Genomic DNA, 25,095 nt, shown 5'->3' on the forward strand with positions numbered 1-25,095 from the left:
GGTTTGTTTTTATAAGCCACGTTTTATTATGCGATGAAATTAGGGAGCGAGATTAAAAATATTTATAGCAGGTGAGGATGATTTTCTTGTAGAGGAAGGATTGGTTTTTGTCATTCAGAACCAGGCGATTACCTGTTTCGGTGTATCGTCGTTACTGGAGAAATTTATAAGTGAGATCAAGTATTTGTAATGATAGCATCAAGGGCTGAGATAATATCACTTCTGGATGAGGCAAGATTACATACAAAATCTGTCTGGTTGATTTTTTTTGCATCCAAAAAAGTTATTGCTGGTGTAAATATATGATAAATTTTATTATCAATTGTGATCTGAGGAGTGATTCTTTTCTGGTTAAGGTTAATGTCGTTTTTCCAGACCAGAGGGACAATAATTCTTGTTGTTAAATCATCAAAATAATCATTCTGGATAATAAGGTAAAGTGGCCAAAGCTTGTTTGTTTTGGCCGAAGGATTTCGATAAACATCAAATTGTTGCGGCATTACAGGCTCCCGAAAAATTCATCATCCGTAAGCATCCCCGCTTTAGCCATGAATGCGTTCATAGCCTGCATATCTTCTTTTTCTTTCTCCCTCTCATGCTTTTTAGCTTCTATCGCTTGTGCCAAAAGTATGTCCAGCGTTGCAGAGAGATTCATGTCCAGACTACGGGCTTTCTCGACCAGCGCAGTAGTCAGGTAAACGTTGGTGCTTCTTTTGGTGCCCCGTCGTGAAGAGGTGACAGTAGTCATGGTATGTACTCCTATGCACAGAGGTATGCGCATGAGTATGAGGAATGATGGAAAAACAATCAAGCCTCCATTGTGCCGAGGCTTCGCTTAGCCGCGCGGGACAAACCCCGCACATCTTCAGAGCCGGATCCTAGCCTTCCTGTCCAGCAGCAACCCGGCGTCATCATTATATTGGCTAGGCCAGATCTCGGCGAGATGGACGCCGACGGCTTCGGCAATCATCCATTCACCTTTGTGCCAGGGCCGCACAAGGGCGTTTGCCAGCGTTGAAGAACTCAGCCCTGCCGCCCGCGAGAGTGCCGCCAGGCTAAGACGTTTTTTGTGTAGCGCCGCGATGATATCAGCGTGGTGCCAGTCGTTTTTCATCCTCGTCTCCTGACTTTGTTCCCTAACGTTTCCACTACCCTGCATGCTCCCCACCCGGCTCAAGCTGGGGTGTAGCGGCATTAAACGCCGTTATTTAGCCTCTAAAGAAAACGTCCCCCGATTAATCAGCATCAAAATGAAGTCTCCCTTGCGGCGGTTAAAGCGACGTTGGCTTATTTTAGTGATGATTGAGCTGCCATTTACCTAAGCTCGGTAATGATGATCGCCACGTCTCCACACTGTGTGGAACAACCCGGCGGAATGCGGTTATGTCTCTGCAACAGATATCTACTAAACCCCTGGCCGGCAAGGCGCTAAAAGGCATTGGCTACCGGCATTACGTCTATCTGATCCTGATGTTTGCCGCCGGGATCCGGTTTATTTCTTTAACCGGCAGATACTTTTGGTGTGACGAGGCCTCCAGCGTGCTGACCAGCCGTTATGACGTCTCGGCACTGTTGTACCATGCTTCTTTTGATGTCCATCCTCCGCTTTATTATCTGCTGCTGCGTGGCTGGATGCTGCTGTTCGGCGATAGCATTTTGGCTGTCCGTTCTCTCAGCCTGCTGTTTGGCGTTATTACGGTCGCGCTGGCCATAAAGCTGACGCGCAAGGTCGCCAATGAACGGGCGGCACTGCTGGCCGGCAGCCTGATGGCGATCATGCCGATGGCGGTGCGTTACAGCCAGGAGGCGCGTATGTATGCGCTGATGGGAATGTTGACGATCGCCGCTACCCTGGCGCTGGTGATGTGGTTAAAGGCGCCTGCTAGCCGTCGTTATTTGGCGGTTTATACGTTATTGATGGCGTTGAGTTTTTACACGCATTACTTCACCATTTTTGCCTTAATGACTCACTGGATAGTGCTGTTGGCGCTGTCCTGCCGGCGTGACGAACCCCAGCGTTATCTCAAACAACCGGCATGGTGGCTGGCCAATCTGGCTATAGGGTTGGCCTATATCCCCTGGCTGCTGGTGTTGGTGAACTTGCTGGATCATATTGCGGAGCTGAAAGTGGGCGGGGATGTCGGCTGGATCCCCCAGGTGGTGTGGAGCGATCTTCCTGCCATGTATTGGCGGTTATTCACCGGGAATGATGGCAGAGGTTATCCCGCGATCATTTTTTGGCTGTTGCCGGTGTGCTTCACCGGGTTGTCATGCCTGTGGCTGATGGGGCGGGGAGGGGAAAGAAAATACCTTTTGTTGTTGCTTTGCAGCGTATTTATCCCTGTTACTCTGCTGTTTATTATTTCGTTCCGCACGCCGTTGTTCGTCGACCGTTATTTATTTTTCTCCTCATTAGGCATTCCGATCATCCTGGCCCTGTTAATTACTGAAAACGAAAAAAAGGCGCACAGGTTTTTATTGTTGCTGCTGGTTAGCCTGTTGTTTGGCAGCGGGCTGCGGAATGATTATCCACCGGAGAAAGATGAGTTTAAGGAGATGGTGCGCTATATCAACAGTGGCTATCAACCTGATGATGCCGTTGTCGTCAGCAATATGTTCAATTATCTGAGTTATGTTTATTACAACGAAAAAGGGCATCGCGCGTTGCTGTATACGCCGGTTAAGCCCAACGGTCTTTCCGGAAAACCCAATGCCTATGGTTTTGGCACTTTTTTCCACGATCGCGCGGCGCAGACCTATGTCGATAATCTCAACGCCCTGGTGGGGCCCCATCGTCGGGTGTGGTTAGTCAGCAGCGGCGATTTTAATCAGGATTTTGGGCGGTTGCCGCCGGGATGGGCCAACACCAGCACCTTTAAAAGCGGCGGGTTCGAATCGCGGCTGTTTGTCGTGAAATCAGGCAGGTGAAAGCCGAGGGCAGCGGCGGCCCTTTGATAGCCGCCAACGACACCACTCCGCGGGCGCATTGACGGGAGGTGTTACTTTTCTTCTCCAGGGCGGAAATAATGCCCGCATTTAGGGCAGATCATGGTGATATTTTTGCGCATCTTGCTGCTGCTTTGTTCGGAGACGTAAGCGCATTTTGGGCAAGTCACTTTCACGGATGTGGCGCTGAACATCTTAAGGGCATCAAAGATAGACATATCTTTCACCGGGTAGATGTAGGGGTTATCAGTATACCACCCGGCGCTTTCAATAGCCCTGAATCGATTATTTATTAATCGGTTGTGTGAGATAGGTAAGGCGCTATGCCCATCCCTGAGCGCCAGCGCCACGGTCAACATGTCACATTTCCATCCGGCGTTACATCTGCCGGAGCAACCTTACGCAGGAATGACAGTTCTATACATTGGGATTGGTAAGGTAGTCCTACCCGATGATGTTGTGTGTTAGTCCCTGTAGTGTATTACCCCATCCCTGTTAAGTTTATCCCGCCTCGTGCGGGATTTTTTTTATCTGCGTCCGACGATATTCAGGCCGCCGAACATGATGTTGCGGGTGGTCGACAGCGTCAGAAAATCATGTGGGAAGCCCAATTCTATTGCGCTGAGCGCATCCAGACGTTGCCACCGATCTTCCGCTAACCTGACCTCCAGCGCACCGAGGTTGTCATCCAGTTGCGTCAGCGTGCGTGCGCCGATAATCGGCGCGCTCACCGCCGGATTGCGCAGCGTCCAGGCCAGCGCCACTTGAGCGGGTGTGTAACCGGCTTCGCGGGCGATATCGCTCACGGCATCGGCAATGTCGAGGTTGTGGGCGGTCAGCGTTCCTTTGGTGCGCACGACCTCGCGTCGGGTACCTGTTTCATCCCCCTCCGGTTGCAGATCCTGCCGCCGGTATTTGCCGCTCAGCACACCGCCCGCGAGCGGCGACCAGGGGATCACGCCCAGCCCCAGTTCTTGCGCCATCGGGATCAATTCACGCTCCACCGTGCGTTCCAGCAGGCTGTATTCGATCTGCAGGCCGATAAGAGGCGACCAGCCACGTAAATCCGCCAGCATCTGCATTCTGGCGGCCTGCCAGGCCGGGAGATCCGATACCGCCAGGTACAGCACCTTGCCGGCGCGCACCAGATCGTCCATCGCGCGCATGATTTCCTCCACCGGCGTGGTGTAGTCCCAGGCGTGCAAATAGAGTAAATCGATATAGTCGGTGTTCAGGCGCCGCAGGCTATCCTCCACCGAGCGCACCATGCTTTTACGGTGATTGCCGCCGGAGTTCGGGTTATCGGGCTGCATCGGCAAGGTGTATTTGGTGGCGATCACCAGACGATCGCGGCGCCCGGTGGCGAATTCGCCGACAAAGCGTTCGGCGCTGCCTTCGGTATAGCGGTTGGCGGTATCGATAAAGTTGCCGCCGTGGTCGACATAGGCGTCGAACAGGCGGCGGGCCTCGGCCTGTTCCGCTCCCCAGCCCCAGTCGGCGCCGAAAGTCATGGTGCCGAGCGCCAGCGGCGAGACGCGCAGACCGGAGCGGCCCAGCAGGCGGTAACTGTCCAGCGATAAGGATGTGTTCATGGGCGTTCTCCTGTTGATGTTGATTTCAAGATAGACCCGGCGAGCTGTTCACGGAATACGCTATAATCTTCATGAATTATTAAGCGATGGAGGCATAATGAGAGGAAGTGAATTTGCAGAGTTGCGCGCTTTTGCCGCCATTGTTGAACACGGAAGCTTCGCCCGCGCCGCCGTGCACCTGGGCATGACCGCTTCAGCGCTGAGTCAGACGCTGCGCAATCTGGAAAGCCGCCTGGGGTTGCGGCTGCTGAACCGCACCACTCGCAGCGTGGCGCCCACCGACGCGGGGGCGCAGATGTTGGCGCGCCTGTTGCCGGCTATCGCCGAAATCGATGCGGCGGTGGAGCAGGCGGTCAACCAACGCCAGCAGCCCACCGGGCGTTTGCGTCTTAATATTACGCGGATCGCCGCCATGCATTTTCTGGCGCCGTTGATCGCGCCGTTTCACCGGCAGTACCCGGATATCCTCCTCGATCTCAATGTGGAAGACCGGTTGGTGGACATTGTCGCCGGCGGTTTCGATGCCGGCGTGCGTCTGCACGAGAAGCTGGAAAAGGACATGGTGGCGATCAAGCTTGGCGGAGATCTTCGGATGCGGGTAGTCGCCTCCCCGGCATATCTGGCTCGTCATGGACAACCGCAGGCGCCGCGTGAGCTGCGCCAACACCTTTGCCTGAATTTTCGCTGGCCAACCAATGGCAATCTTTACCGCTGGGAATTTGAGCGCGACGGTGAAACGCTGGATATCGCGGTGGAAGGGCCTGTGATCGTCGACGAACCGGAGATCCTGGTGCGAGCGGCGCTGGACGGCGTGGGTATCGCTTATCTGTTTGAGCATCAGGTGGCCGCCGCGCTGGCCGATGGCCGGCTGGTGCCGCTGTTGGATGCCTGGACACCGCCTTTTCCCGGTTTTTATCTTTACTACCCCGCCAACCGACAAATGCCGCGCCCACTGCGCGCGTTTATTGATTTCGCCCGGCAGCAGAGCGTGCAGGCGGCCGGGGCGTGAATGCCACCCGGTTTTTTTGAATAACTCCGTCAGATAAATTGGGTATTCACCTTGGGGCCGCTTGAGTAGATTGGATTAGCGTATTTAAGGGGGCCGCCGGCACCCCGATGCAACTACCTGGGAGTTTCTTATGGCGAAGACAGTGGTGATTTTTCATTCCGGCTACGGCCACACCGAGCGTTTGGCGAGCATTGTTGCCGAAGGCGCAGAGGCTGAGCTGATCGCTATCGATCAAGACGGCAATATCAGCGAAGAAGCCTGGCAGAAACTGGATGAGGCCGACGCCATCATCTTTGGTTCGCCGACCTACATGGGCGGCCCGTCGTGGCAGTTCAAGAAATTTGCCGACGCCAGCTCAAAAGCCTGGTTCACTCGCAAATGGCAAGACAAGGTTTTCGGCGGTTTCACCAACAGCGCCAGCCTGAACGGCGACAAGCAGGTCACGCTGATCGCTCTGCAAACGCTGGCTTCACAGCACGGCGGCCTGTGGGTCAGCCTGGGGCTGCCACCGGCCAACAGCAAAGCGGCGCAGCGTACCGATGTGAACAATCTGGGGGGCTCTGTTGGCCTGCTGGTCCAGACGCCTGCCGATGCCGGCGTAGATGAAATGCTGTCGGGGGATTTGGAAACCGCCAAATTGTATGGCCAGCGCGTCGCGAGCATTGCCGCCAAACTGGCGTGATCCTGCTCCCCATCGCGTTCGGTGGGGATATCGCGTCGTTCATTTTTCCTGCACATTTGGCGTGTAAACTGCGGAGTGTTATTAGCCTGCTTGGGCTAACACTGCATTTCGTACAAATATTCCCGGTTCCTAGACCGGGTTTTTTGTTGCTAAGGTCCGCTTAAGCTTCCGTCGATATCATGAACAGCAGCACAGGCATGCAATGGCTGTGTCGTAACTGTCAATTTGCTGCTCTTCAAGCGAGCCCGCTCTGCGGGCTTTTTTTATGTTTCCGGTTCTAATTGCGCTTGCTGATGACTTGCTGGAAAATAATCGCAGGCACAATAGGGTAAACGAAATAATACCCACTTTATTATTATGGATTTATGCTTGTGCGGATCAGTAACGGCTTACGCTATGCTGATAGATATCGCTGAACATTTTTCTTCGGTTTGGCGTGAATGCGTTCACTCTGAGTTGCGGCGACGAGCTGTGGAGTTAAGAACGTTCTGCTAAATAAAAATGAATGTCTCTTTGTTTCTGAATCATCGGTATTTACTGGTTGAGAACGGGTTTTTTGTCCTCCTTATCATGCCGGGCGAGGGAATATGCAGATAATTGCTCTGGTTATTACGAATTTATGGGTAAGGTGATGAACGCCAGAATAAACGCCAAACATGGCCTGCCTGTTACCCTCCAGCTGATCACGCTTTTTCTGCTGGCGTTTTTACTTTCCTTGCTGGGTATATTTACTCGTCCGATCGGATCCCTTTCCTTGTTTTGGCCGGTGAATGCGATTTTACTCGGCCTGTTATTGCGCAAACCCGCCTATGCCACACCGCTGGGCTGGCTAACCACCTACCTTGGCATGATTGCCGCCGATTTGACGACCGGCGAAGCGCTGCCTTTGGCCATGTGGTTGAATGCCTGCAATATGTCGCTGATTGCCACCGGTTATGGCGTGATGCTGCTGTTACCGCAGTCGCAGCGCAGAATGGGCAAACCTCAGGCGATACTCTATATGTTTACCGCCAGCCTGAGTGGTGCGGCGGTGGCGTCGACCCTGTCGATACTGCGCAATGACAGCCTGTACAATAATACGGTGATCACCGCCTGGCTGGCGTGGTTCAGTGAACAGTTCTCCACCAACCTGTTGCTGTTGCCGGTGTTCCTGGCGGCACCGCGGCTGAAGCAGCTGTTGCGCATGCAGATCCACTGGCCGCTGCGTACCGGTATGCCGCTGCTGGCGCTGCTGTTTTCCCTGGTATTCAGCGTGTACATCGGCGGCCCGGGGGCGATTGCCTTCCCGATCCCGGCGCTGCTGTGGTGTGCGGTCCGCTACCAGTTATTCACCGTGACCTTGCTGACGCTGTTGACCGGCATGACCGAAATCAGCAGCATCTCCGCCAATCTGATGCTGTATGAAACGCCGAACAACCACAACGCGTTCCTCGATACCCTGATGTCGGCCCGGTTGGGGATTGCCATGCTGGTCATGGGGCCGCTGATCCTCGCCAGTTCGATAGCTGTTAACCGCAAGCTGATGCGCCGGCTGGAGCACAGCGCCAATCACGATTTCCTGACCGGGGTGCTGGCGCGCAGTGCGCTGACGCGAAAGGCCGGTGAACTGCTGGAGCACAAATATAAATCGAAAGAGGCGGTATCGCTGCTGCTGATTGATATCGATCATTTTAAACTCATTAACGACACTCACGGCCACGAGGCCGGCGATCAGGCACTGGCTACCTTCGCTCATATTGTCCGGCGCGAACTGCGCCACGATCAGCTGTTTGGTCGCCTGGGCGGGGAAGAGTTTGCGATTATGCTGCCGCGTGCGCTGGCGGCGCAGGGGGTGGCACTGGCGGAGCATTTACGGCAGTTGGTGCAAAAAACCGACCTGTATCCCGGTGGCAAAACGCCGCTGAAAATGACCATCAGCGTGGGCGTCGCCAGTCTGGCGATGAACGAAGTGAAATCGCTGGCACAGCTGATGAATATGGCGGATATCGCGCTTTATCGCGCCAAGTCACAGGGGCGCAATCGCGTGGAGTCGTTTAACGCGGTGAGTGGCAATAGCGTTGGGCACATCATGTTCAAATAAGCGTTTCAGTTCTGCCTGGGTTCAAACCGGGTACCGCAGTTCGGGCAGATAAGCAGAACGTTTTGCTGTAGCGTCGCGCATTTTTGGCTGGTGACGTAGGCGCATTTGGGGCAGGCGATGTTGGTGGAACGATTGATAAAGCCTTTAACGCTGCTGGAATCAGTCATATAGCACGGCCTGTGTCAGGTGAAAACCCACGCTAACACAGGTGATATAAAATTGCTTCGAATGTTTTTTATACGCGCCGCTATTAGTAGGGCGCGAATATATTCGTCCCGACGAAGGCGGGCGAAGCAGATAGCCCCCCGACAAGGGGCAGGGATAGGCGTTGGGCCGTGATTATAGGCTTTTCAACACTTTCAGCGTTTCATCCATGTCGATCTCCTGCTCGGAGAAGGTATGGGTCGCGTTCTGGAAAGTGGTGATGGTCAGCATACGCAGCGTCTGCATGGTTTGCGGCGCATCTTCGGACTGCGGACGGATGCGGTTCATCAGCAGGCCCACCGACAGCACGGTATTTTCTTTGTCCACGTCCGCTTTTACCGGCACTTCTTTGGTGAAGGTGTTGAAAGATTTGATGCTGGTGATCTTGATTCTTTCGTTGGCGATGATGATGTATTTGCTTGCCGCCTGGACCTTGACCGCATACGCCGAAGGGCCTTTGGTGTTGTTGGTCGGCTCGAAAGTCACCGTCGCATTTTTCTTAATCAGCTCCGGGTTTTGCACTTTAATCACGTGAAAATAACGATTTTCCCCGTTCTCATCGGTAATAAAGCCGAAGCCTTTGTCTTCAAAAAAAGTCGTTATCTTGCCGTTCATCATCATTCTCATTAATTCGTTCAATACAGTATTTATCCCCTATAAATTTCAAGTTGCGGCTAGGCGGCCAGCTCGCTCACGCCAGGCGCTTACTTAAGTAAGTCACTGGGGGGCGCGAGTGCAGACAACAACGCTGCGTCTTGAAAGGCGACAAGGATATGATAGCGCGGAATGCCTTGCAGTGACAGGTTACGCGCTCCGGTTTTGATAATGCGATAACGGCATTTAGCGGGTTTCCGGTCACATGCTATTTTCAAGCTGACTTTATTCAATGCGGAAAGGGAAAATCGATGGGAATTAAACGGCTTAACCACGCGGTGCTGTATGTCAGCGATGTGCAGCAAAGCGCGGAGTTTTATCATCAGGTGCTGGGGTTCAAGCTAAAACCTTCGGGCAGCCCCGACAAAGCGGTGTTTACCCAGGCGGCCGATTCGGATAACGATCACGATCTGGCGCTGTTCAGCAAAAATCTCGGACAACAGCGAGCCGGGGTGTTTCGCGCCAACGGCGAACCGCCGGCGGAAAACGAACCACCGGCCGGGCTGTACCATCTGGCCTGGGAAGTCGATAGCCTGGATGAGCTCGAACGCATTCGCGATCAATTGGCGCAGCAGGGCATTCTCGGGCTGGAGGAGGATCACGGCGTGCACAAGAGCATCTATGGCCACGATCCGGATGGGCTCTTGTTTGAAGTGACCTGGTTTATCCCGCCGGCGCTGCTGACCGAGCAGGATCGCAATCAGCGCGGTATCAAGCCGCTGGATTTCGCCGCCGAGAAACGCCGCTTCGCTGCTGTGGCTTAAGATTATCGGGCGGGGCGCGGTTGCGCCCCGTGAGTCACAGAACTTTGTTGAGGAAGTTAATGGTGCGCTGGTGCTGCGGATGGTTCAGCACCTGCCGGGCGTTGCCCTGTTCGACGACTTGGCCGTCGACCATAAACACAATCTGATCCGCCGCTTCACGCGCAAAGCCAATCTCATGGGTGACTACCACCAGCGTCACGCCCAAATCCGCCAGCCCTTTGATCACGTCCAGCACTTCGCCGACCAGCTCCGGATCGAGTGCCGAAGTGGGTTCGTCAAACAAAATGACCTTCGGGTTCAACGCCAGCGCACGCGCAATGGCAATGCGTTGCTGCTGGCCGCCGGACAGGTGGCGCGGATAAGCGTCGGCCTTGTGGCGCAGGCCGACGGTATCCAGCAACTGATAAGCGACTTCTTTTGCCTGAGTGCGCGAATAAATCTTATGCACCACCGGCGCTTCAATGATGTTCTCCAGCACCGTCAAATGCGGGAACAGGTTAAAGTTTTGGAACACGTAGCCGACGTTGATACGCTGCTTGAGAATGGCGTTCTCTTTCAGCTCATACAGTTTGTCACCTTTACGCCGGTAGCCGACGTAGTCGCCGTCGATGCGGATAAAGCCTTCATCGACGCGCTCCAGGTGGTTGATGGCGCGCAGCAGGGTGGATTTGCCCGAGCCGGACGGCCCGAGGATCACCGTGACCGTGCCGGGCCGCAGCGTCAGGCTGACGTCGTCGAGCGCCTTGTGCTTGCCGAAAAATTTGCTCACGTTGCTGATTTCAATCAGGCCGCGCGCCGGAACCGGAACGATGTTGCGCACCGGCGCTTCGCGCAGGGCATAGTAATCAATAGCTTCGGACATAAAATCCTCCTAACGTTTTATCCAGCCGGCCAGTTTCTGCCAGGGTGAAGGCGGCAACTCGCGTACTGCGCCTCGGGCAAAATAGCGCTCAATGTAGTATTGGATCACCGACAGCGCGGTGGTGATGAACAGGTACCAGACGGTCGCGACCATCAGCAGCGGTATTACCTGCTGCGTGCGGTTATAGATGACCTGAATGGTGTAAAACAGCTCCGGCAACGCCAGCACGTAAACGATCGAGGTGCCCTTTGCCAGGCTGATGATCTCGTTGAAACCGGTCGGAACGATGGAGCGCAGCGCCTGCGGCAGAATGATGCGGAAAGTGCGGCGATAGCCCGGCAGACCGAGCGCCGCTGCGGCCTCATGCTGGCCGTATTCCACCCCGAGAATGCCGCCGCGGATGATTTCTGCGGTATAGGCCGATTGCACCAGGGTCAGCCCCAGCACCGCGACGGAAAACTGGCTGAGGATATCGATGGTCGGGTAGCTGGCGAACACCAGTGAGGTAAAGGGAATGCCCAGCGAGATGGAATCGTACAGGTAAGAGAAGTTATACAAGATGATCAGAACCAGAATCAGCGGCAGCGAACGGAACAGCCAGATATAGCCCCAGGCCAGCGAAGCCAACAGATAAGAGCGCGACAGCCGCGCCAGCGCCAGCAAGGTACCGAAAATAATGCTGAACAGCGTGCCGAGCAGCGTCAGCAGCAGGGTTTGCCCCAGGCCGGAAAGCACCGCCGGCGCAAAGAACCACTCGGCAAATACCCCCCACTCCCAGCGCTCGTTGGCCGCCACCGACTGGACTATCGCCGCCAGAATAAACACCGAAAACAGTGCGCCCACCAGCCGCAGCGGATAGCGTGCGGGAACCACTTTTAACACTTCTTGTTTGGACATCGTATTGCTCCTGAAACAGATAAAGGGAGGGGAACCGGCCCCTAGGCAATCTTCCTTTCCTGCGCGCAACAGAGTGCGCCTGCTGTTATCAGGCTTTTGCGAAACGGCAACCTGCCGTCATAGGGCGGGCGGCTGTAAACTTCACTGTCGACGGTGGGATCGAACTGCGGCTGATAGCCGTTGCTCAGATACAGGCCCACCGCTTCCGGCTGGCGAAAGCCGGTGGTCAGGTAGAGCTGGCGGTAACCCTGCTCCCGTGCCAGCGTCTCCAGTTGCTGCAAGACCTTTTGCGCCAACCCCTGGCGGCGCAGGTCGGTTCGCGTCCAGATGCGTTTCAGCTCTGCGGTGTGCGGATCGTAGCGTTTGAACGCGCCCATGGCGATCGGCTCCCCGGCGCGCAGCAGCACGATAAACGCGCCCTGTGGCGGGGCGTACAGATCCAGCGTTTCTTGTTCCTGTTCACCAAAATAATCGCCGTAGCGCTGACGATATTCGCCGAACAGCCCTTCAATCACCGGCTCGACCAGCGGGTCGTCCGGCAGCGTTTGGATAAAGACGTCGTTTGCCATCGGTATGCTCCTAGTCGCCCAGACCTTGCTGATTTTTCGCCACGAGGCGATGGGTTTGGATGGCTTTTACATGGATGCCGGAGCCGGTAAAGGTGTTTTGCATAGCGGAATATCCCTGAAAAAATATTATTGTTATTGGGTAAATTGGTTCAGCGGCTGCTTCAGGCCAAGGTGGTCGCGCAGCGTGTCGCCGCTGTAATCGCTGCGGAACAGGCCACGTTGCTGCAGGATGGGCACAACGCGGTCAATAAAGTGGCCGAAGGCGTTCGGCGTGCCGCCGCTGATGATGAAACCGTCGGCGGCCTGGGTGTCGAACCAGTTTTGCAGACCGTCCGCTACCGCCTCCGGCGTGCCGCCGAACACCGGGCGCGGCGAGGCGGCTTCCAGCGCCACTTCGCGCAGCGTCAGATTACGCTCGCGGGCGTTGTGCTTGATAGCATCGGTGGTGCTGCGGAAGCTGTTTTGCCCGAGGTTGCCGATGTCCGGGAAGGGCTCATCCAGCGGATGGCGGGAAAAGTCATAATGCTCGAAATAGCGGCCAAGGTAGTTGAGCGCGTTCTCGATGCTGACCAGACGTGCGGTTTCCCAATATTGGCGTTCCACGTCTTCATTGTCGTCGCCGACGATCACGCTGACGCCCTGGAAAATTTTCAGATCGTCCGGCTCGCGGCCCTGTTCCACCAGTTGGTTTTTTACGTCCTGATAAAACGCCTGCGCCAACTGCTGGGTTTCATGGTGGGTGAAAATGGCATCGGCGTGTTTGGCTGCCAGTTGTTTTCCGTCTTCCGACGCACCGGCCTGGAACAAGATTGGGCGGCCCTGCGGCGTGCGGCCGATATTCAGCGGCCCTTGTACCGAGAAGAATTCCCCCTGGTGGTTCAGGGTATGCAGCTTGCTAGCGCTGAAAAATTCGCCGCTGTTTTTGTTCCGCACAAAGGCGTCACTTTCCCACGAGTCCCACAGCCCTTTGGTGACATCGAGATATTCACTGGCGATGCGATATCGCAGGCTGTGCTCCGGGTGTTCGGTGCGCGAGAAATTCTTTGCCGACCCTTCCAGCGGCGACGTCACCACGTTCCAGCCCGCCCGACCTTTGCTCAGGTGATCCAGGCTGGCGAACTGGCGCGCGACGGTAAAGGGATCGCTGTATGAGGTGGACAGCGTGCCCACCAGCCCGATTTTGTCGGTGGCGGCGGACAGGGCGGCAAGCAGGGTCAGGGGTTCAAAACGATTAAGGAAATGCGGAATGGATTTCTCATTGATATATAGGCCGTCGGCAACAAACACGAAATCCAATTTACCCTGTTCGGCTTTTTTCGCCGTGGCAATATTAAAATCGAGATTAATGCTGGCGTCGGCGGTGGCGTCCGGATGCCGCCAGGCAGACATATTTCCCGATGCGCCATGCAAAATGGCGCCAAGACGCAATTGCCGTTTGTTTTTCGCACTGTTGCTCATTGCTTTCACCCTGTTAAGTGCCGCTGTGGCGCTATCTGTCGAGTTCCCACTATTGATGAGCGTCCTCAGGATGTAAAACAACAAAACAGCATATTCAAATGTTGAAATAGCAAATATCGCGGCGGGTATGGATAACGGGAAAATAATAAATCGCAGCGCAGAAGACGCTGCGCCGCGAAATAATAATGAGGTGAGTTTTACGCCTTGCTGGTGATTTTTTCCGGCGCGGTGGCTAATTGTTGCAGCGTGCGCTCAGCGAGCAGTTCGAAATATTGCGAGGCCGGGAAGATCGCCTGTTCATCCGGGTTAAAGCGCGGATGGTGCAAGCCGAACTCACTGGCTGAACCGATACTGACAAAAGCGCCCGGCACGTGGTGCAGATAAAGCGCAAAATCCTCGCCGCCCATTTGCAGATCCGCTTCTTCTACCCGATAACCGGCTTCGGCGGCGACGGTTTTGCTGAAGGCCGCCCAGCGCGCGTCATTGACCACCGCTGGTGGGCCAGGTTGCCAGCGCAGTTCTGCCTGCGCGCCAAGTGATGCGGCTACGCCGTTAATCACCTGGCGGATTTTGTCCGGGACCTGAAGGCGGACTTTCTCGTTGTGAGTACGCACCGTACCTTCCAGTTCCACGGTCTGCGGCAACACGTTCCAGGTGTTGCCGCCTTCGATGCGCGTCACGCTCACCACCAGCGACTCCAGCGAGCTAAAGCTGCGGCTGGGCAGGGTTTGCAATGCGTTGACAATTTGGCTGGCGGTGACAATGGTGTCTACGCCTTGCTCCGGTTTGGCGGCGTGTGCGCCTTTACCGGTGATCAGGATCTGGAAGCGATCGACGTTGGCGTAAAATGCCCCCGCGCGAGTGGCGAAGGTACCGGTCGGCAGCTCCGGCGCATTATGCAGACCGAATACCGCGGCCACGTTATCCAGCGCACCGGCGTCGATCAGATGCTGGGCACCGTTAAAGGTTTCCTCTGCCGGTTGGAAGAAAATACGTACCGTGCCGGGCAGGGTAGCCTCGCGCGCTTTCAGCAAATGCGCTGCGCCGAGCATCACCGAGGTATGAAAATCATGCCCGCAGGCGTGCATGATGCCGCTATTTTGCGAACTGAAGGGAACGTCGGAGGTTTCTTCTATCGGCAGGGCGTCAATATCGCCGCGCAGCGCAATGATCGGGCCTTTGCCGCTGCCGATTTCGGCGACCACGCCGGTCTTCAGCCCCAGCGGCAGAATACGGATACCGGCCTCTTCCAGCCAGCGGGTGAGGCGGGCGGTAGTGGCAAACTCGTGGTTGGACAGCTCAGGGTTCTGATGCAGTTCACGGCGGTAGGCGACGATCTTCTCGGCCAGTTGGCTGGTCATAGTCTTGGCTCACAGTGGTTGATAAGCTCTAACCCTAGTGCAGCTCGGCCGGAAGCAAAAAGACTATCTGGTTATATTTCATAGCGATTATGTCTGCATCACGCTGGCAACGAACGCTGCCGGGGCTGAAACAGGCGTTCGGCCGTTGTTCGATGGAGATTAAAGAGCATTGAGCTGTCAAGACTGGTTACAACAAGCGGTGCAAGAGATTTACAGTAGACGATACCGATTTTTTCACTTTTTATCGGTTTTATGTGATCCAGGTTGTGGACAAAATCCGGTCTAATTGCTGTACTGTACTGGACACAGGTTCAGTGTCTTACATTCACGTTAAAGGTAAGTTTGATGTCTAAGATTAAAGGTAGCGTTAAGTGGTTTAATGAATCCAAAGGCTTCGGCTTCATTACTCCGGAAGATGGTAGCAAGGACGTTTTCGTTCACTTCTCTGCCATCGCTAGCAATGGTTTCAAAACTCTTGCTGAAGGCCAGCGTGTAGAATTTGAAATCACGAACGGTGCCAAAGGGCCATCTGCTGCTAACGTTATCGCTATCTAAGCTACAGTAGCCGAAATTCTTAAAACCCGCTCCCTGAGCGGGTTTTTTATTGCCTTTTTTACGGTGGCTCACGCCTGCGGTTTGCGCACCAGCAGGGTGAACAGCACGATGGCAATGGCGTAACAGCCGACAATGGTCAGCGCCATCGACACGCTGGAAGTGCCGCCCAGCCCGGTGATAGGCACGCTGCACGCGCCGAGCGCGAACATGCACACGCCGATCAACGCCGAGGCGCTGCCGGCTTTGTCGCCCTGGCTTTGCATCGCCAATGATGACGCCGTAGGGCCGACAATGCCGATTACGGCCACTGAGAAGAACAGCGGTATCATCAGCAGCGCCAACGGTGCGTGGAGGCTACCCGCCAGCAGCAACAGCAGCGAGGCGACGGCCGCCAATGTTAAGCCGCCTTTCAGTACTTGCCTTTCCCCCCAGCGCGCGCTCAGACGGCTGGCAAGCTGCGCAGAAATAATCAAACCGACGCCGTTAACGGCAAAACACAGGCTGAACATCTGCGGACTGAGGCCATAAATCTGCTGCAATACGAAGGGCGAAGCGCCGATGTAGGCGAACATCCCGGCCATGACGAAACCCTGCGTCAGGCACAGGCCCATAAACTGGCGCTGGGTCAGTAATCCGCCCAGCGACATCAGCATTGCCAAAATACCGCCCTGGCTGCGGCGTTCCACGGGCAGCGATTCACGCAGCTTCAGGCTTGAAAGGGTAAACAGCAGCACGGCAATGGCCGCCAGTACGCCAAAAATCCCACGCCAGTCCATCAATTGCAGCATGGCACCACCCAGCACCGGCGCAATAATCGGCGCCAGGCCGTTAACCAGCATCAGCAGAGCGAAGAAGCGCGTCAGTTCATGCCCGGCATAGAGATCGCGCGCGATGGCGCGGGAGATCACCGCACCGCCTGCACCGGCCAGCCCCTGTAACAGACGGGCGATCAACAACTGGTCGATATTCGGCGCCAGCGCGCACCACACAGAGGCGACCAACAACAGCACCAGCGACAGCAGCAGCGGTCGCATGCGGCCGAGCTTGTCGCTGAAGGGGCCAAAAATCAGTTGGCCGACGCCCAGCCCAAGCAGGCCGGCAGTCAGGCTGAGCTGCGCCGTTGCGGTGGACGTATTCAACTCGCCGGCCATTTCCGGCAGAGCGGGCAGGTAGAGATCGGTGCACAGCGGCCCCAGTGCGGCCAGCAGGCCAAGCACCACCGCGTACACCAGACGTTGTCTGGATAAGTGTCTGGTCATGGGGAATTAGGGTTTCCTGAATAGGTGAGAGATAGCTTGTTGATACAGGCCGTTCAGCAAGCTGACATCGGCTTTTTGCGTGGTAAGGATGCGATAACCTGTGCCTTCGCTTAAGACGGCGATAAATTCCACCCGGGCGGCGATTTCTTGTTCGGTGAAATGCGGGTACATCCGCTGCAGGTTTTGGCAGACATGATGGAACAACCGCGTTTCCGCGTCGCTGAGCATTTTCGCCACCACCGGGTTGCGCGTGGCTTCGGCGGTGACTTCCAGCATCAGCATATGGTCAGTTTCGTTTTCACCGGGTTGTTGGAACAGCGCGCGCGCCGACAGGGTGCCGGCGATCAGGTTAATGTGATCGCCAAGATCCTCCAGGCGGCGCATTTTACTGGCGATAATACGGTTGACGATTTCTTCGATGATCGCGTCTTTATTGGCGAAATAACGGTAGATTTGACCGACGCTGAGCTGTGAAGCCTGGGCGATTTCCGCCATGCTGGCGGCGTGAAAACCATGCCGACGAAAACAGACTTTCGCCGCATCGACGATTTGATCGCGGCGGGCCTGCGCTTTGGCTTGCCTGCTGTCGCTGGTGGATATCATTTCCCGATCCTTTGCCAATAGAGGGGTTTGCATTTTGGGTGCGAACGTTCATTCTCAATTGTAATGCAAGAACGGCAGCAGGGGAACTATAAAGGGGGATCCTGTGGGGGCTAAGCATCAGGCGAACAGATAGACCTTGATGAAGGCGGCGACAATCAGCAGGCACAGCAGGGTGGCAGTCACTTCAGCGGCGGTTTTGGGCAGGCTAAACATTTTGGTTCTCATCCAGTTTGGGACACTGGATGAGATTATGCGCATGGCTGATTAAGGAAACATTAAGAGAACGAAATCAGCTACTGCCCGTTAACCCAGATGACCAGCATAAACGCCAGCAAGGTCATCGCCAGAGAGCCGGCCAGATTGAGCAGCATATTGGCCAACGCCCAGGCAAAACGGCCATCCTGCAGCAAATACACCACCTCTAGCGAAAACGTGGAGAAGGTGGTTAAACCGCCGCAGAAACCGGTGGTAATCAGCAGTTTCCAGGTGGGATCCAGGTGCGCCATGCGAGTAAAGGTGGCGATGGCCAACCCGATGATAAAACCGCCCACCAGATTCACCGCCAATGTGCCCAGAGGGATATGCGCGTTAAGCGGGTTCATCTTCATGCTGATAACCCAACGCAGCACGCTGCCGACACCACCGCCAATAAAGACTGCCAGTAAAGAACTCAACATGGTTGAAATACCTTTCACTAAAAGGGGAAACCAAGGCTCAGAAAGGGGCTGGCGCAACGCTACGCACCCCTTTGAGAGGTTACGTAGACATCATCAGCCTGTGAAGGCGGTTATGGAGGAATGTCATCTCCGTTGTTCGGCGCCGCTTTTTTGCCGCGCAGGCTGGATCTTACACCCGGTGCCGCCTATTTTGTAGTATCTGTGACGACAGGGGCAATCGAAATGAAAGTGAGAACAGCGGTGCAGGCAGATAAAAAAGCCATTGTGGCGTTAATGGTTGCGCTGGATTACGCCGGAACCGAGGCATTTATTGATGCGCGCCTGGCGCAGCTATTGGCACATCCCGATGAAGCGTTGCTGGTCGCGACCGACGATGACGATAATGAGGTGCTGGGGGTTTTGTCGCTGCATTTCTTGCCGCAGTTGGCGTTGGCCGGAGATATTTGCCGTATCAGCTATTTTTGCGTTGATAGCCATGCACGTGGCCAGGGCGTCGGTCAGTTCTTGTTGGCTGAAGGAGAAGCATTGGCCCGCCAGCGCGGCTGTGACCGCCTTGAAGTGCATTGTCACAGCCGCCGTGAGCGGGCTCATGCGTTCTATGCGCGGGAGGGCTTTTTTGAAGCCCCTAAATACTTTGCCAAGTTATTAAGCTAGTTGCCGGGCACTGCCAGTTCCAGCCGATTGCGGCCATTGTTTTTTGCCCGGTACAACGCGTTGTCGGCAGCTTTCAGCCAGTCCAGATAGCCGCCCATCTCGCCGTGATAATCGGCTATGCCGGCGCTGATGTTCAGCCGCAGCTGCGGCGCTTCACGGAAAATAATGCCGTTCAACCGTTCCTGAATGCGTTGCAACGCAATGCTGGCCTGTTCGGCGCTGGTGTTCGGCAGCACGGCGCCAAACTCGTCCCCGCCGTAGCGCCCGACAATATCCACGGCACGCAGGCCGATTAACAACTCTTCCGCCAGCACCGCCAGCGCCTCGTCACCCAGCGCATGGCCGAAGGTGTCATTGATGGTTTTAAAACGATCGACATCCATCAGGATCAGGGTCGCAGTGTGTTGGTAACGGCGGCAACTGTCGAATTGGTGATGCAGTAAATGTTCCCAATGGCGGCGATTGTACAGCCCGGTCAGGCCGTCACGCATGCTGATACGCAGCAGCTCCTGTTTTTTCTGCGCCAATCGCTTGGCGGTGCGGTAGGTGACTAACCCCAGCAGGGCCGGGTAGAGATAGATCATCGGCAGGCAGAGGTAGATCTGCAGCGGCGTGCTTTGCGGCTGGAAGGGAAAACCCAACAGGGCACTGACCGTCAGGGCACCGGCCAGCTGTGCCACCAGCCCTTTAAAGAACAGGGTCTTGCCGGCGGCGGCAATATTGTTCATGCCCATCATCGACAGAATGACCACCGACGGCAATGCATTGAAGGCCATCATCGCTGCCCACAGACCGCCAAAAAACGAATCGATCAGCAGGTTGCGGGTTTCCGCCTTGAAGGGCATGGCAGAGCGGCGCGCCCATTGGTAGGCGACATGCGGCCAAATAAAACCATGAAAAATCAGCAGCCCCCACACCCAGGGGGCCGACGGCTGGGAATGGAGCACTGAAAATACGCACAGAAAACCAATCCCCAGGCCGACGATGCGTGGCAGATAGGTACGTCTGGCGAAGCTGAGACCGGATCGCCGGGTATCGATAACTGATGGTGCATACATCCTGCGGCTCCCTGATAGGTGTAACGACAGGGTACCATGCAGTGTGATAACTCAGAATAGTCTGATTAATGCGCAATGCATTTAAAAGAGGTCTCGGCGCGAGGATCTCACTCTGTTACATGTTGCTGTTGTATTGGCTTAGCGAAAGTAGGTAAATAACCCTAGGCAAGGTTTGTTTTTTCGCTGCCTCTGCAGCGCTATATGAATAAGAAGGTGAGTATGGAAGGTATCAGTATTACCAAACTTCTGGTGATTGCGGTGTTGATCATCTTGCTGTTCGGTACCAGCAAACTGCGCACCCTGGGTGCCGATCTGGGCGCTGCGCTGAAGGGCTTTAAAAAGGCCGTGGGCGATGACACGACTCCGCCGCCGGCAAACACGGCAGAAAGCCAATCCAACCCGCAGAGCGTCGAAAAGAAAGACGTGTAATCACGTTTTCTGTTTGGCAATAAAAAACGGATGCCGCAATGACATCCGTTTTTTGGCGTTTCCGCAAGCTTAAGCGTAACAAATTATTACCGCGTTTACTTCACTTCCATCCCTTTTGCCTGCAAATCGGCATGGTAAGAGGAACGGACAAACGGGCCGCAGGCCGCATGGGTAAAGCCCATCGCCATCGCTTCTTCTTTCATTTCATCGAATTCGGCCGGGCTGACATAGCGCTGTACCGGCAGGTGATGACGGCTTGGCTGCAGGTATTGGCCCAGGGTCAGCATGGTGACGCCGTGGCGGCGCAGGTCGCGCATGACTTCAACGATTTCCGCATTGGTTTCCCCCAAGCCGACCATCAGACCGGATTTGGTTGGGATGTGCGGATGCGCTTCTTTGAACCGCTCAAGCAGCTTCAACGACCATTCGTAGTTGGCGCCCGGACGAACCTGGCGGTAGACGCGCGGCACGTTTTCCAGATTGTGGTTGAACACGTCCGGCGGTGTCGCTGTCAGAATTTCCAGCGCGCGATCCATACGGCCACGGAAATCCGGCACCAGCGTTTCAATTTTGATGGTCGGGTTTTTCACGCGGATGGCGGCGATACAGTCGGCAAAGTGCTGAGCACCGCCGTCACGCAGATCGTCGCGGTCAACCGAAGTGATCACCACATAGCGCAGGCCCATGTCGGCGATGGTCTGCGCCAGTTTTTCCGGCTCGTTGGCATCCGGGGCGACCGGGCGGCCGTGGGCCACGTCGCAGAACGGGCAACGGCGGGTACAGATAGCGCCCAGGATCATAAAGGTGGCGGTGCCGTGGTTAAAGCATTCAGACAGGTTCGGACAGGAAGCTTCTTCGCACACCGAATGCAGACCGTTTTTACGCATGGCGGCTTTAATGCCCTGAATGCGCGTAGAGTCGGCAGGGAGTTTGATCTTCATCCACTCGGGTTTACGTAACAGCTCCTGCCGTTCGGTGACCACCGTTTTAACCGGGATCAACGCCATTTTGTCTGCATCGCGGTATTTAACGCCGCGTTCCATCTGAATTGGTTTACTCATAATCGTGCAGGTTCCAGTTACGAAGCTCGACCTTCGGGTAGCCGAGTAAATGAACAAATTCCTGTACCAGGATTGGGTGTACGTCTTCTATGCCTACGCCGGGCACCAGCGCGCTGACCTGCGCCATTTGCATGCCGGCGTAACCGCAAGGGTTGATACGTTGGAAGGGGCTGAGATCCATGGCCACATTCAGCGCCAGGCCATGGAATGAACTGCCTTTGCGGATCCGCAGACCCAACGAACAGATTTTTTGCTCCCCCACGTAAACACCGGGCGCATCCGGACGGGCGCGCGATTCGATATGAAAGTGGGCGAGGGTATTAATAACGGTATCTTCGATAGCCGTGACCAGTTGGCGAACGCCAATCTTGTTGCGTTTTAGATCGACCATCACGTACATCACCTGCTGCCCCGGACCGTGGTAGGTCACCTGGCCGCCGCGATCGCTCTGGACCACCGGAATATCACCCGGCATTAACAGATGCTCCGCTTTACCGGCCTGGCCCTGGGTAAACACGGGCTGATGCTGAACCAACCACAGTTCATCGGGCGTGGCATCGGTTCTGCGATCGGTGAAGTTGTGCATGGCTTGGGATACAGGCTCATAGGGCTGCAACCCCAGCTGACGCAAAATGATCTTGTCTGGTTGCAAAAGAGTCATCGTCAGGTTACAGAAGTGGTAATGCCATTATACCGGGCGCTCTGGCCGGCGACCAGCATTTAGCTGACCAAAAATGCGCAACCCGGGCAGACGATCCTCTGGCCCGGGTTAGTTAGCAGGGTTTTGTGCTGGAATTACAGCACCATGCGGACAATTTCAATGTTGCCCAATTCATCATATAACGTCTCAACCTGGTCGATATGGGTGGCGTTGATGGTGATGGAAACGGAGTGGTAATTGCCTTTGCTGCTCGGTTTAACTTCAGGGTTGTAATCCCCGGGAGCATGGCGCTGCACCACTTCAACCACCTGGTCCACCAGCTCTGGTTGTGCCAGGCCCATTACCTTGTAGGTAAACGAGCAAGGGAATTCGAGCAGTTCGTTCAGTTTAGTTTTCATGTGCGCTCCAGAGTGCTGCTATCAACATAGCGAATCTATAAATTATAACTCCCGCCGGAGCGGGAGTTAATGTTAATCAGTATATGAGGGCAATTTTGCCCGTTTCAACTGTTAACCGAACCAGTGGTGGAACATCAGTTTGATATAATCCACGATGCGGCTGAAGAAACCGCCTTCTTTCACTTCGTTCATCACCACCAGAGGGCGCTGATCGATGGTTTTGCCATCCAACTGGAAGTTGATGCTGCCGACAACCTGGTTTTTAGCCAGTGGCGCATGAATCTCCGGTGTGTTCAGCACGTAGCTGGCTTTAAGATCTTTCATCCGGCCGCGTGGGATGGTCAGGTAGACATCTTTGTCCACGCCCAGCTCAACGCGATCCGCATCGCCGAACCAGACCGGTTCAGACGCAAACTCTTTGCCCACTTTCAGCGGCGCAACGGTTTCGAAGAAGCGGAAGCCCCAGGTCAGCAGTTTCTTGCTTTCGGTTTCACGGCCTTTATAAGTCCGGCCGCCCAGTACCGCAGAGATCAGGCGCATCTGGCCTTCGGTGGCGGAAGCCACCAGGTTGTAGCCTGCCGCATCGGTATGGCCGGTTTTGATGCCGTCCACGTTCAGGCTGGTATCCCACAGCAGACCGTTACGGTTCATCTGACGGATATTATTGAAGGTGAACTCTTTTTCTTTATAAATCGCGTATTCGTCCGGCACGTCGCGGATCAGCGCCTGGCCGATCAACGCCATATCGCGCGCCGAGCTGTACTGGCCCTGTGCGTCGAGGCCGTGTACCGTCTGGAAGTGGGTGTTCTGCAGGCCCAGCTTGCTGACGTAGGTGTTCATCAGGTTAACGAACGCGTCCTGGCTGCCGGCCACGTAATCGGCCATCGCCACACAGGCGTCGTTACCGGATTGCAGGTTGATGCCGCGGGTCAGTTTGGAAACCGGCACGCGATCGCCTGGCTTCAGGAACATCAGCGAAGAACCTTTGAATACCGGGTTGCCGGTTGCCCAGGCATCTTGCCCCACGGTAACCATGTCTTCCGGGCCGATTTTACCCGCTTTCAGCGCCTGGCCGATGACGTAGCTGGTCATCATTTTTGTCAGGCTGGCCGGATCGCGGCGCGCGTCGGCATTCATTTCCGCCAAAACTTTACCGGAGTTGTAATCAATCAGGACGTAGGCTTCCGCATCGATTTGCGGCACTCCTGGGATCATGGTCTTGATATTAACGTCATCGGCTTGCGCAACGGAAGCTGCACTCATCGCGATAACGGAGCCGAGCGCTATGCTCTTGATTAAGCGAAAAGAAGTTACTTGTTTCATGATCGAGAGGACAACATCCATGAGGGTAAAGTTAAAGACGAGCCACACTATAACAGATGAGATTCCGGCAGGCATTATCCATTCATCTGACTAATAGCGCTTTACCGGCATTTTGCTGAAAGAAAATGTTTCAGATAGAGAAACGCTTATCAGTCGCGATCGCCCGCCGGGGCTTCATGCTTTTGACCTTTCAAGCTACAGCAGTGTCGGCTGCAACTTGAAATTGATCGGGTATCTCTGTTTAGGGTGCGGCAGTGACAAAAGATTGTTGTTGCGCTTCCGCGGCCAGGCGCTGTTGCAACTGTGCCGCCTGCTGGCGATCGCTGAACGGGCCTAACTGTACGCGGTAGACACCGCCGCTGGCGGCAACCTTGCCTGGCACGCCAAACTGCTGGCTCAGGCTCTGTTGCCAGGTTTGTGCGCGTTCAGCGCTGCTGAGTGCGCCAACCTGGACGACATAGCTCCCGGCGGAAGAGGTGCCGACAGCAACGGCTGCGGCTGCGGTGGCGGAGACGGGGGCTGCAATGGCGGCGGCGCTGACGGCCGGTTCAGGTTCTGAACCTTCCAACACGCCGGCGGGAACCTGGCTTGGTGCGCCGAGGAAACCGGTGCGGCTGCTGCCGGCAGCGGCGGCTTGGGCGTTGTCACCGGTGTCCAGGCTGTTGTTATCTATTGGACGTACTGCGGCGCCGCTGGCGATGGGGGCTTCCTGCTGCACGGGAGTTCCCATGCTGCTCGAACCAAGATCGGGGCGCGAGGGCAGGGCGTAGCTTTGTTTGGCGACGATTGTCCCTATGGTGCCGGGGCCGCTCAGGGTGCCATCCGGCGCCACGTTGATGAAATCAACTTTAACCTTGGTGTTGTTGGACAGGTTCAGACGGTCGGCAACAGCTTTCGACAGATCGATAATGCGGCCATTGGTGTAAGGCCCGCGATCGTTCACGCGCACCACCAGTTGACGGCCGTTGGCGAGGTTGGTCACGCGCACGTAGCTTGGGATCGGTAGCGTGGGGTGCGCTGCGGTAAGGCCGTTAGGATCGAACTGCTCGCCTAGCGCGGTGGTGTTGCCCCGGGCTTCTTCGCCATAGGAGCTGGCCAGACCGGTCTGCGAGAAATTCTGCGGGTCCTTCACGATGCGGTAAGTATCGCCATTAACCTTATAATCCTGCAGGGTGCCAGGGTTATAGGGTTCATATTGAGGCTCAACGCCGCCGATTTCCACCACCGGCCCGTTATACGGCTGCTGTGGCGGTGCCTGCTGTTCCGTGGTCGGGGAGGTACAGGCGGAAAGCAACACAGCCACTACGCCGACCCAAAGCCATTCCTTACGCATTACTCA

The 25,095-nt window shown here is 55.6% G+C and carries 29 protein-coding genes and 1 riboswitch; of the genes, 8 read left to right on the forward strand and 21 right to left on the reverse strand.

Annotated elements, in window-relative coordinates:
* Window positions 1-176: 176 nt before the first annotated feature.
* From JEM67_RS06520 to JEM67_RS06530, 3 genes are all read right to left on the reverse strand, one after another.
* Window positions 177-500, reverse strand: coding sequence for a CcdB family protein (locus tag JEM67_RS06520; protein ID WP_063197941.1), 324 nt, complete (start codon window positions 498-500; stop codon window positions 177-179).
* Window positions 500-748: a type II toxin-antitoxin system CcdA family antitoxin gene (locus JEM67_RS06525; protein WP_081113140.1), complete on the reverse strand. Its 249-nt coding sequence runs from the start codon at window positions 746-748 to the stop codon at window positions 500-502. The genes JEM67_RS06520 and JEM67_RS06525 overlap by 1 nt, the downstream gene beginning before the upstream one ends.
* Window positions 749-865: 117 nt before the next feature.
* Complete coding sequence (locus JEM67_RS06530) at window positions 866-1,114, reverse strand: helix-turn-helix domain-containing protein (protein WP_199635533.1); 249 nt, start codon at window positions 1,112-1,114, stop codon at window positions 866-868.
* A gap of 269 nt (window positions 1,115-1,383) precedes the next feature.
* On the opposite strand from JEM67_RS06530, the gene JEM67_RS06535 reads away from it, so the two are divergent.
* A complete protein-coding gene (locus tag JEM67_RS06535) occupies window positions 1,384-2,928 on the forward strand; it encodes a glycosyltransferase family 39 protein (RefSeq protein WP_199635532.1) in 1,545 nt (514 codons plus the stop codon).
* A gap of 71 nt (window positions 2,929-2,999) precedes the next feature.
* On the opposite strand, the gene JEM67_RS06540 is transcribed toward JEM67_RS06535, so the two are convergent.
* Entirely contained in the window at window positions 3,000-3,305 is a 306-nt protein-coding gene (locus tag JEM67_RS06540) for a YnfU family zinc-binding protein (RefSeq protein ID WP_199635531.1), read from the reverse strand.
* 168 nt (window positions 3,306-3,473) lie between these two features.
* Entirely contained in the window at window positions 3,474-4,538 is a 1,065-nt protein-coding gene (locus tag JEM67_RS06545; protein ID WP_062869904.1) for an aldo/keto reductase, read from the reverse strand.
* Between the two features lie 97 nt (window positions 4,539-4,635).
* On the opposite strand from JEM67_RS06545, the gene JEM67_RS06550 reads away from it, so the two are divergent.
* The 3 genes from JEM67_RS06550 to JEM67_RS06560 all read left to right on the forward strand — a co-directional run bounded on the left by JEM67_RS06550 (window position 4,636) and on the right by JEM67_RS06560 (window position 8,309).
* On the forward strand, window positions 4,636-5,547 hold the full coding sequence (locus tag JEM67_RS06550) for a LysR family transcriptional regulator (RefSeq protein WP_199635530.1): 912 nt from the start codon (window positions 4,636-4,638) through the stop codon (window positions 5,545-5,547).
* Window positions 5,548-5,677: 130 nt separating this feature from the next.
* Complete coding sequence (locus JEM67_RS06555) at window positions 5,678-6,229, forward strand: flavodoxin family protein (protein ID WP_013811854.1); 552 nt, start codon at window positions 5,678-5,680, stop codon at window positions 6,227-6,229.
* Window positions 6,230-6,860: 631 nt separating this feature from the next.
* Window positions 6,861-8,309, forward strand: a complete 1,449-nt coding sequence (locus tag JEM67_RS06560; protein ID WP_233527598.1) for a GGDEF domain-containing protein — start codon at window positions 6,861-6,863, stop codon at window positions 8,307-8,309.
* A 5-nt stretch (window positions 8,310-8,314) separates the two neighbouring features.
* Here the strand turns inward: JEM67_RS06560 and JEM67_RS06565 are convergent, their stop codons facing one another.
* A complete protein-coding gene (locus tag JEM67_RS06565) occupies window positions 8,315-8,476 on the reverse strand; it encodes a YnfU family zinc-binding protein (RefSeq protein ID WP_013811856.1) in 162 nt (53 codons plus the stop codon).
* 172 nt (window positions 8,477-8,648) lie between these two features.
* Window positions 8,649-9,128, reverse strand: coding sequence for a cold-shock protein (locus tag JEM67_RS06570; RefSeq protein WP_013811857.1), 480 nt, complete (start codon window positions 9,126-9,128; stop codon window positions 8,649-8,651).
* A gap of 290 nt (window positions 9,129-9,418) precedes the next feature.
* Between JEM67_RS06570 and JEM67_RS06575 the strand changes: the two genes are divergently transcribed.
* Window positions 9,419-9,931, forward strand: a complete 513-nt coding sequence (locus JEM67_RS06575; protein ID WP_199635528.1) for a VOC family protein — start codon at window positions 9,419-9,421, stop codon at window positions 9,929-9,931.
* A gap of 34 nt (window positions 9,932-9,965) precedes the next feature.
* On the opposite strand, the gene JEM67_RS06580 is transcribed toward JEM67_RS06575, so the two are convergent.
* The 5 genes from JEM67_RS06580 to JEM67_RS06600 form a co-directional block, all read right to left on the reverse strand.
* Entirely contained in the window at window positions 9,966-10,793 is an 828-nt protein-coding gene (locus tag JEM67_RS06580; protein ID WP_004949541.1) for an amino acid ABC transporter ATP-binding protein, read from the reverse strand.
* Between the two features lie 9 nt (window positions 10,794-10,802).
* A complete protein-coding gene (locus tag JEM67_RS06585; protein WP_013811858.1) occupies window positions 10,803-11,690 on the reverse strand; it encodes an amino acid ABC transporter permease in 888 nt (295 codons plus the stop codon).
* A 41-nt stretch (window positions 11,691-11,731) separates the two neighbouring features.
* Complete coding sequence (locus JEM67_RS06590) at window positions 11,732-12,259, reverse strand: GNAT family N-acetyltransferase (RefSeq protein WP_199635527.1); 528 nt, start codon at window positions 12,257-12,259, stop codon at window positions 11,732-11,734.
* Between the two features lie 132 nt (window positions 12,260-12,391).
* The gene (locus JEM67_RS06595) at window positions 12,392-13,717 is read right to left on the reverse strand and encodes an LLM class flavin-dependent oxidoreductase (protein WP_199635526.1); all 1,326 of its coding nucleotides are present in this window, start codon (window positions 13,715-13,717) and stop codon (window positions 12,392-12,394) included.
* 197 nt (window positions 13,718-13,914) lie between these two features.
* A complete protein-coding gene (locus JEM67_RS06600) occupies window positions 13,915-15,078 on the reverse strand; it encodes a M20 peptidase aminoacylase family protein (RefSeq protein WP_199635525.1) in 1,164 nt (387 codons plus the stop codon).
* A 345-nt stretch (window positions 15,079-15,423) separates the two neighbouring features.
* On the opposite strand from JEM67_RS06600, the gene cspE reads away from it, so the two are divergent.
* On the forward strand, window positions 15,424-15,633 hold the full coding sequence (gene cspE, locus JEM67_RS06605; protein ID WP_002210315.1) for a transcription antiterminator/RNA stability regulator CspE: 210 nt from the start codon (window positions 15,424-15,426) through the stop codon (window positions 15,631-15,633).
* 68 nt (window positions 15,634-15,701) lie between these two features.
* Here the strand turns inward: cspE and JEM67_RS06610 are convergent, their stop codons facing one another.
* From JEM67_RS06610 to crcB, 3 genes are all read right to left on the reverse strand, one after another.
* Window positions 15,702-16,892: a multidrug effflux MFS transporter gene (locus tag JEM67_RS06610; protein ID WP_199635524.1), complete on the reverse strand. Its 1,191-nt coding sequence runs from the start codon at window positions 16,890-16,892 to the stop codon at window positions 15,702-15,704.
* A gap of 6 nt (window positions 16,893-16,898) precedes the next feature.
* Window positions 16,899-17,495 (reverse strand): TetR/AcrR family transcriptional regulator, encoded by a 597-nt coding sequence (locus tag JEM67_RS06615; RefSeq protein WP_199635523.1) that lies wholly within the window; start codon window positions 17,493-17,495, stop codon window positions 16,899-16,901.
* A 293-nt stretch (window positions 17,496-17,788) separates the two neighbouring features.
* Complete coding sequence (crcB, locus tag JEM67_RS06620; protein ID WP_013811865.1) at window positions 17,789-18,172, reverse strand: fluoride efflux transporter CrcB; 384 nt, start codon at window positions 18,170-18,172, stop codon at window positions 17,789-17,791.
* A 77-nt stretch (window positions 18,173-18,249) separates the two neighbouring features.
* A riboswitch (Fluoride riboswitch) is annotated at window positions 18,250-18,312 on the reverse strand.
* A gap of 82 nt (window positions 18,313-18,394) precedes the next feature.
* On the opposite strand from crcB, the gene JEM67_RS06625 reads away from it, so the two are divergent.
* Window positions 18,395-18,826, forward strand: coding sequence for a GNAT family N-acetyltransferase (locus tag JEM67_RS06625; protein ID WP_199635522.1), 432 nt, complete (start codon window positions 18,395-18,397; stop codon window positions 18,824-18,826).
* Here the strand turns inward: JEM67_RS06625 and JEM67_RS06630 are convergent.
* Window positions 18,823-19,884 (reverse strand): diguanylate cyclase, encoded by a 1,062-nt coding sequence (locus JEM67_RS06630; protein ID WP_013811867.1) that lies wholly within the window; start codon window positions 19,882-19,884, stop codon window positions 18,823-18,825. The two genes, JEM67_RS06625 and JEM67_RS06630, sit on opposite strands and share 4 nt — an antisense overlap.
* Before the next feature lie 219 nt (window positions 19,885-20,103).
* Between JEM67_RS06630 and tatA the strand changes: the two genes are divergently transcribed.
* A complete protein-coding gene (gene tatA / locus JEM67_RS06635; RefSeq protein ID WP_006324068.1) occupies window positions 20,104-20,313 on the forward strand; it encodes a Sec-independent protein translocase subunit TatA in 210 nt (69 codons plus the stop codon).
* 95 nt (window positions 20,314-20,408) lie between these two features.
* On the opposite strand, the gene lipA is transcribed toward tatA, so the two are convergent.
* From lipA to rlpA, 5 genes are all read right to left on the reverse strand, one after another.
* Entirely contained in the window at window positions 20,409-21,374 is a 966-nt protein-coding gene (gene lipA / locus JEM67_RS06640; protein WP_004949576.1) for a lipoyl synthase, read from the reverse strand.
* On the reverse strand, window positions 21,367-22,035 hold the full coding sequence (gene lipB / locus JEM67_RS06645; protein ID WP_199635521.1) for a lipoyl(octanoyl) transferase LipB: 669 nt from the start codon (window positions 22,033-22,035) through the stop codon (window positions 21,367-21,369). Before lipB ends, lipA begins: the two co-directional genes overlap by 8 nt.
* Before the next feature lie 134 nt (window positions 22,036-22,169).
* Window positions 22,170-22,433: a DUF493 family protein YbeD gene (ybeD, locus tag JEM67_RS06650; RefSeq protein WP_004949579.1), complete on the reverse strand. Its 264-nt coding sequence runs from the start codon at window positions 22,431-22,433 to the stop codon at window positions 22,170-22,172.
* A gap of 111 nt (window positions 22,434-22,544) precedes the next feature.
* Window positions 22,545-23,756, reverse strand: coding sequence for a D-alanyl-D-alanine carboxypeptidase DacA (dacA, locus tag JEM67_RS06655; RefSeq protein ID WP_041415955.1), 1,212 nt, complete (start codon window positions 23,754-23,756; stop codon window positions 22,545-22,547).
* 241 nt (window positions 23,757-23,997) lie between these two features.
* Window positions 23,998-25,089 (reverse strand): endolytic peptidoglycan transglycosylase RlpA, encoded by a 1,092-nt coding sequence (rlpA, locus tag JEM67_RS06660; RefSeq protein WP_199635520.1) that lies wholly within the window; start codon window positions 25,087-25,089, stop codon window positions 23,998-24,000.
* Window positions 25,090-25,095 lie beyond the last annotated feature (6 nt).

Source organism: Serratia sp. PAMC26656, from assembly GCF_016469055.2.
Classification (GTDB): Bacteria; Pseudomonadota; Gammaproteobacteria; order Enterobacterales; family Enterobacteriaceae; genus Serratia; species Serratia plymuthica.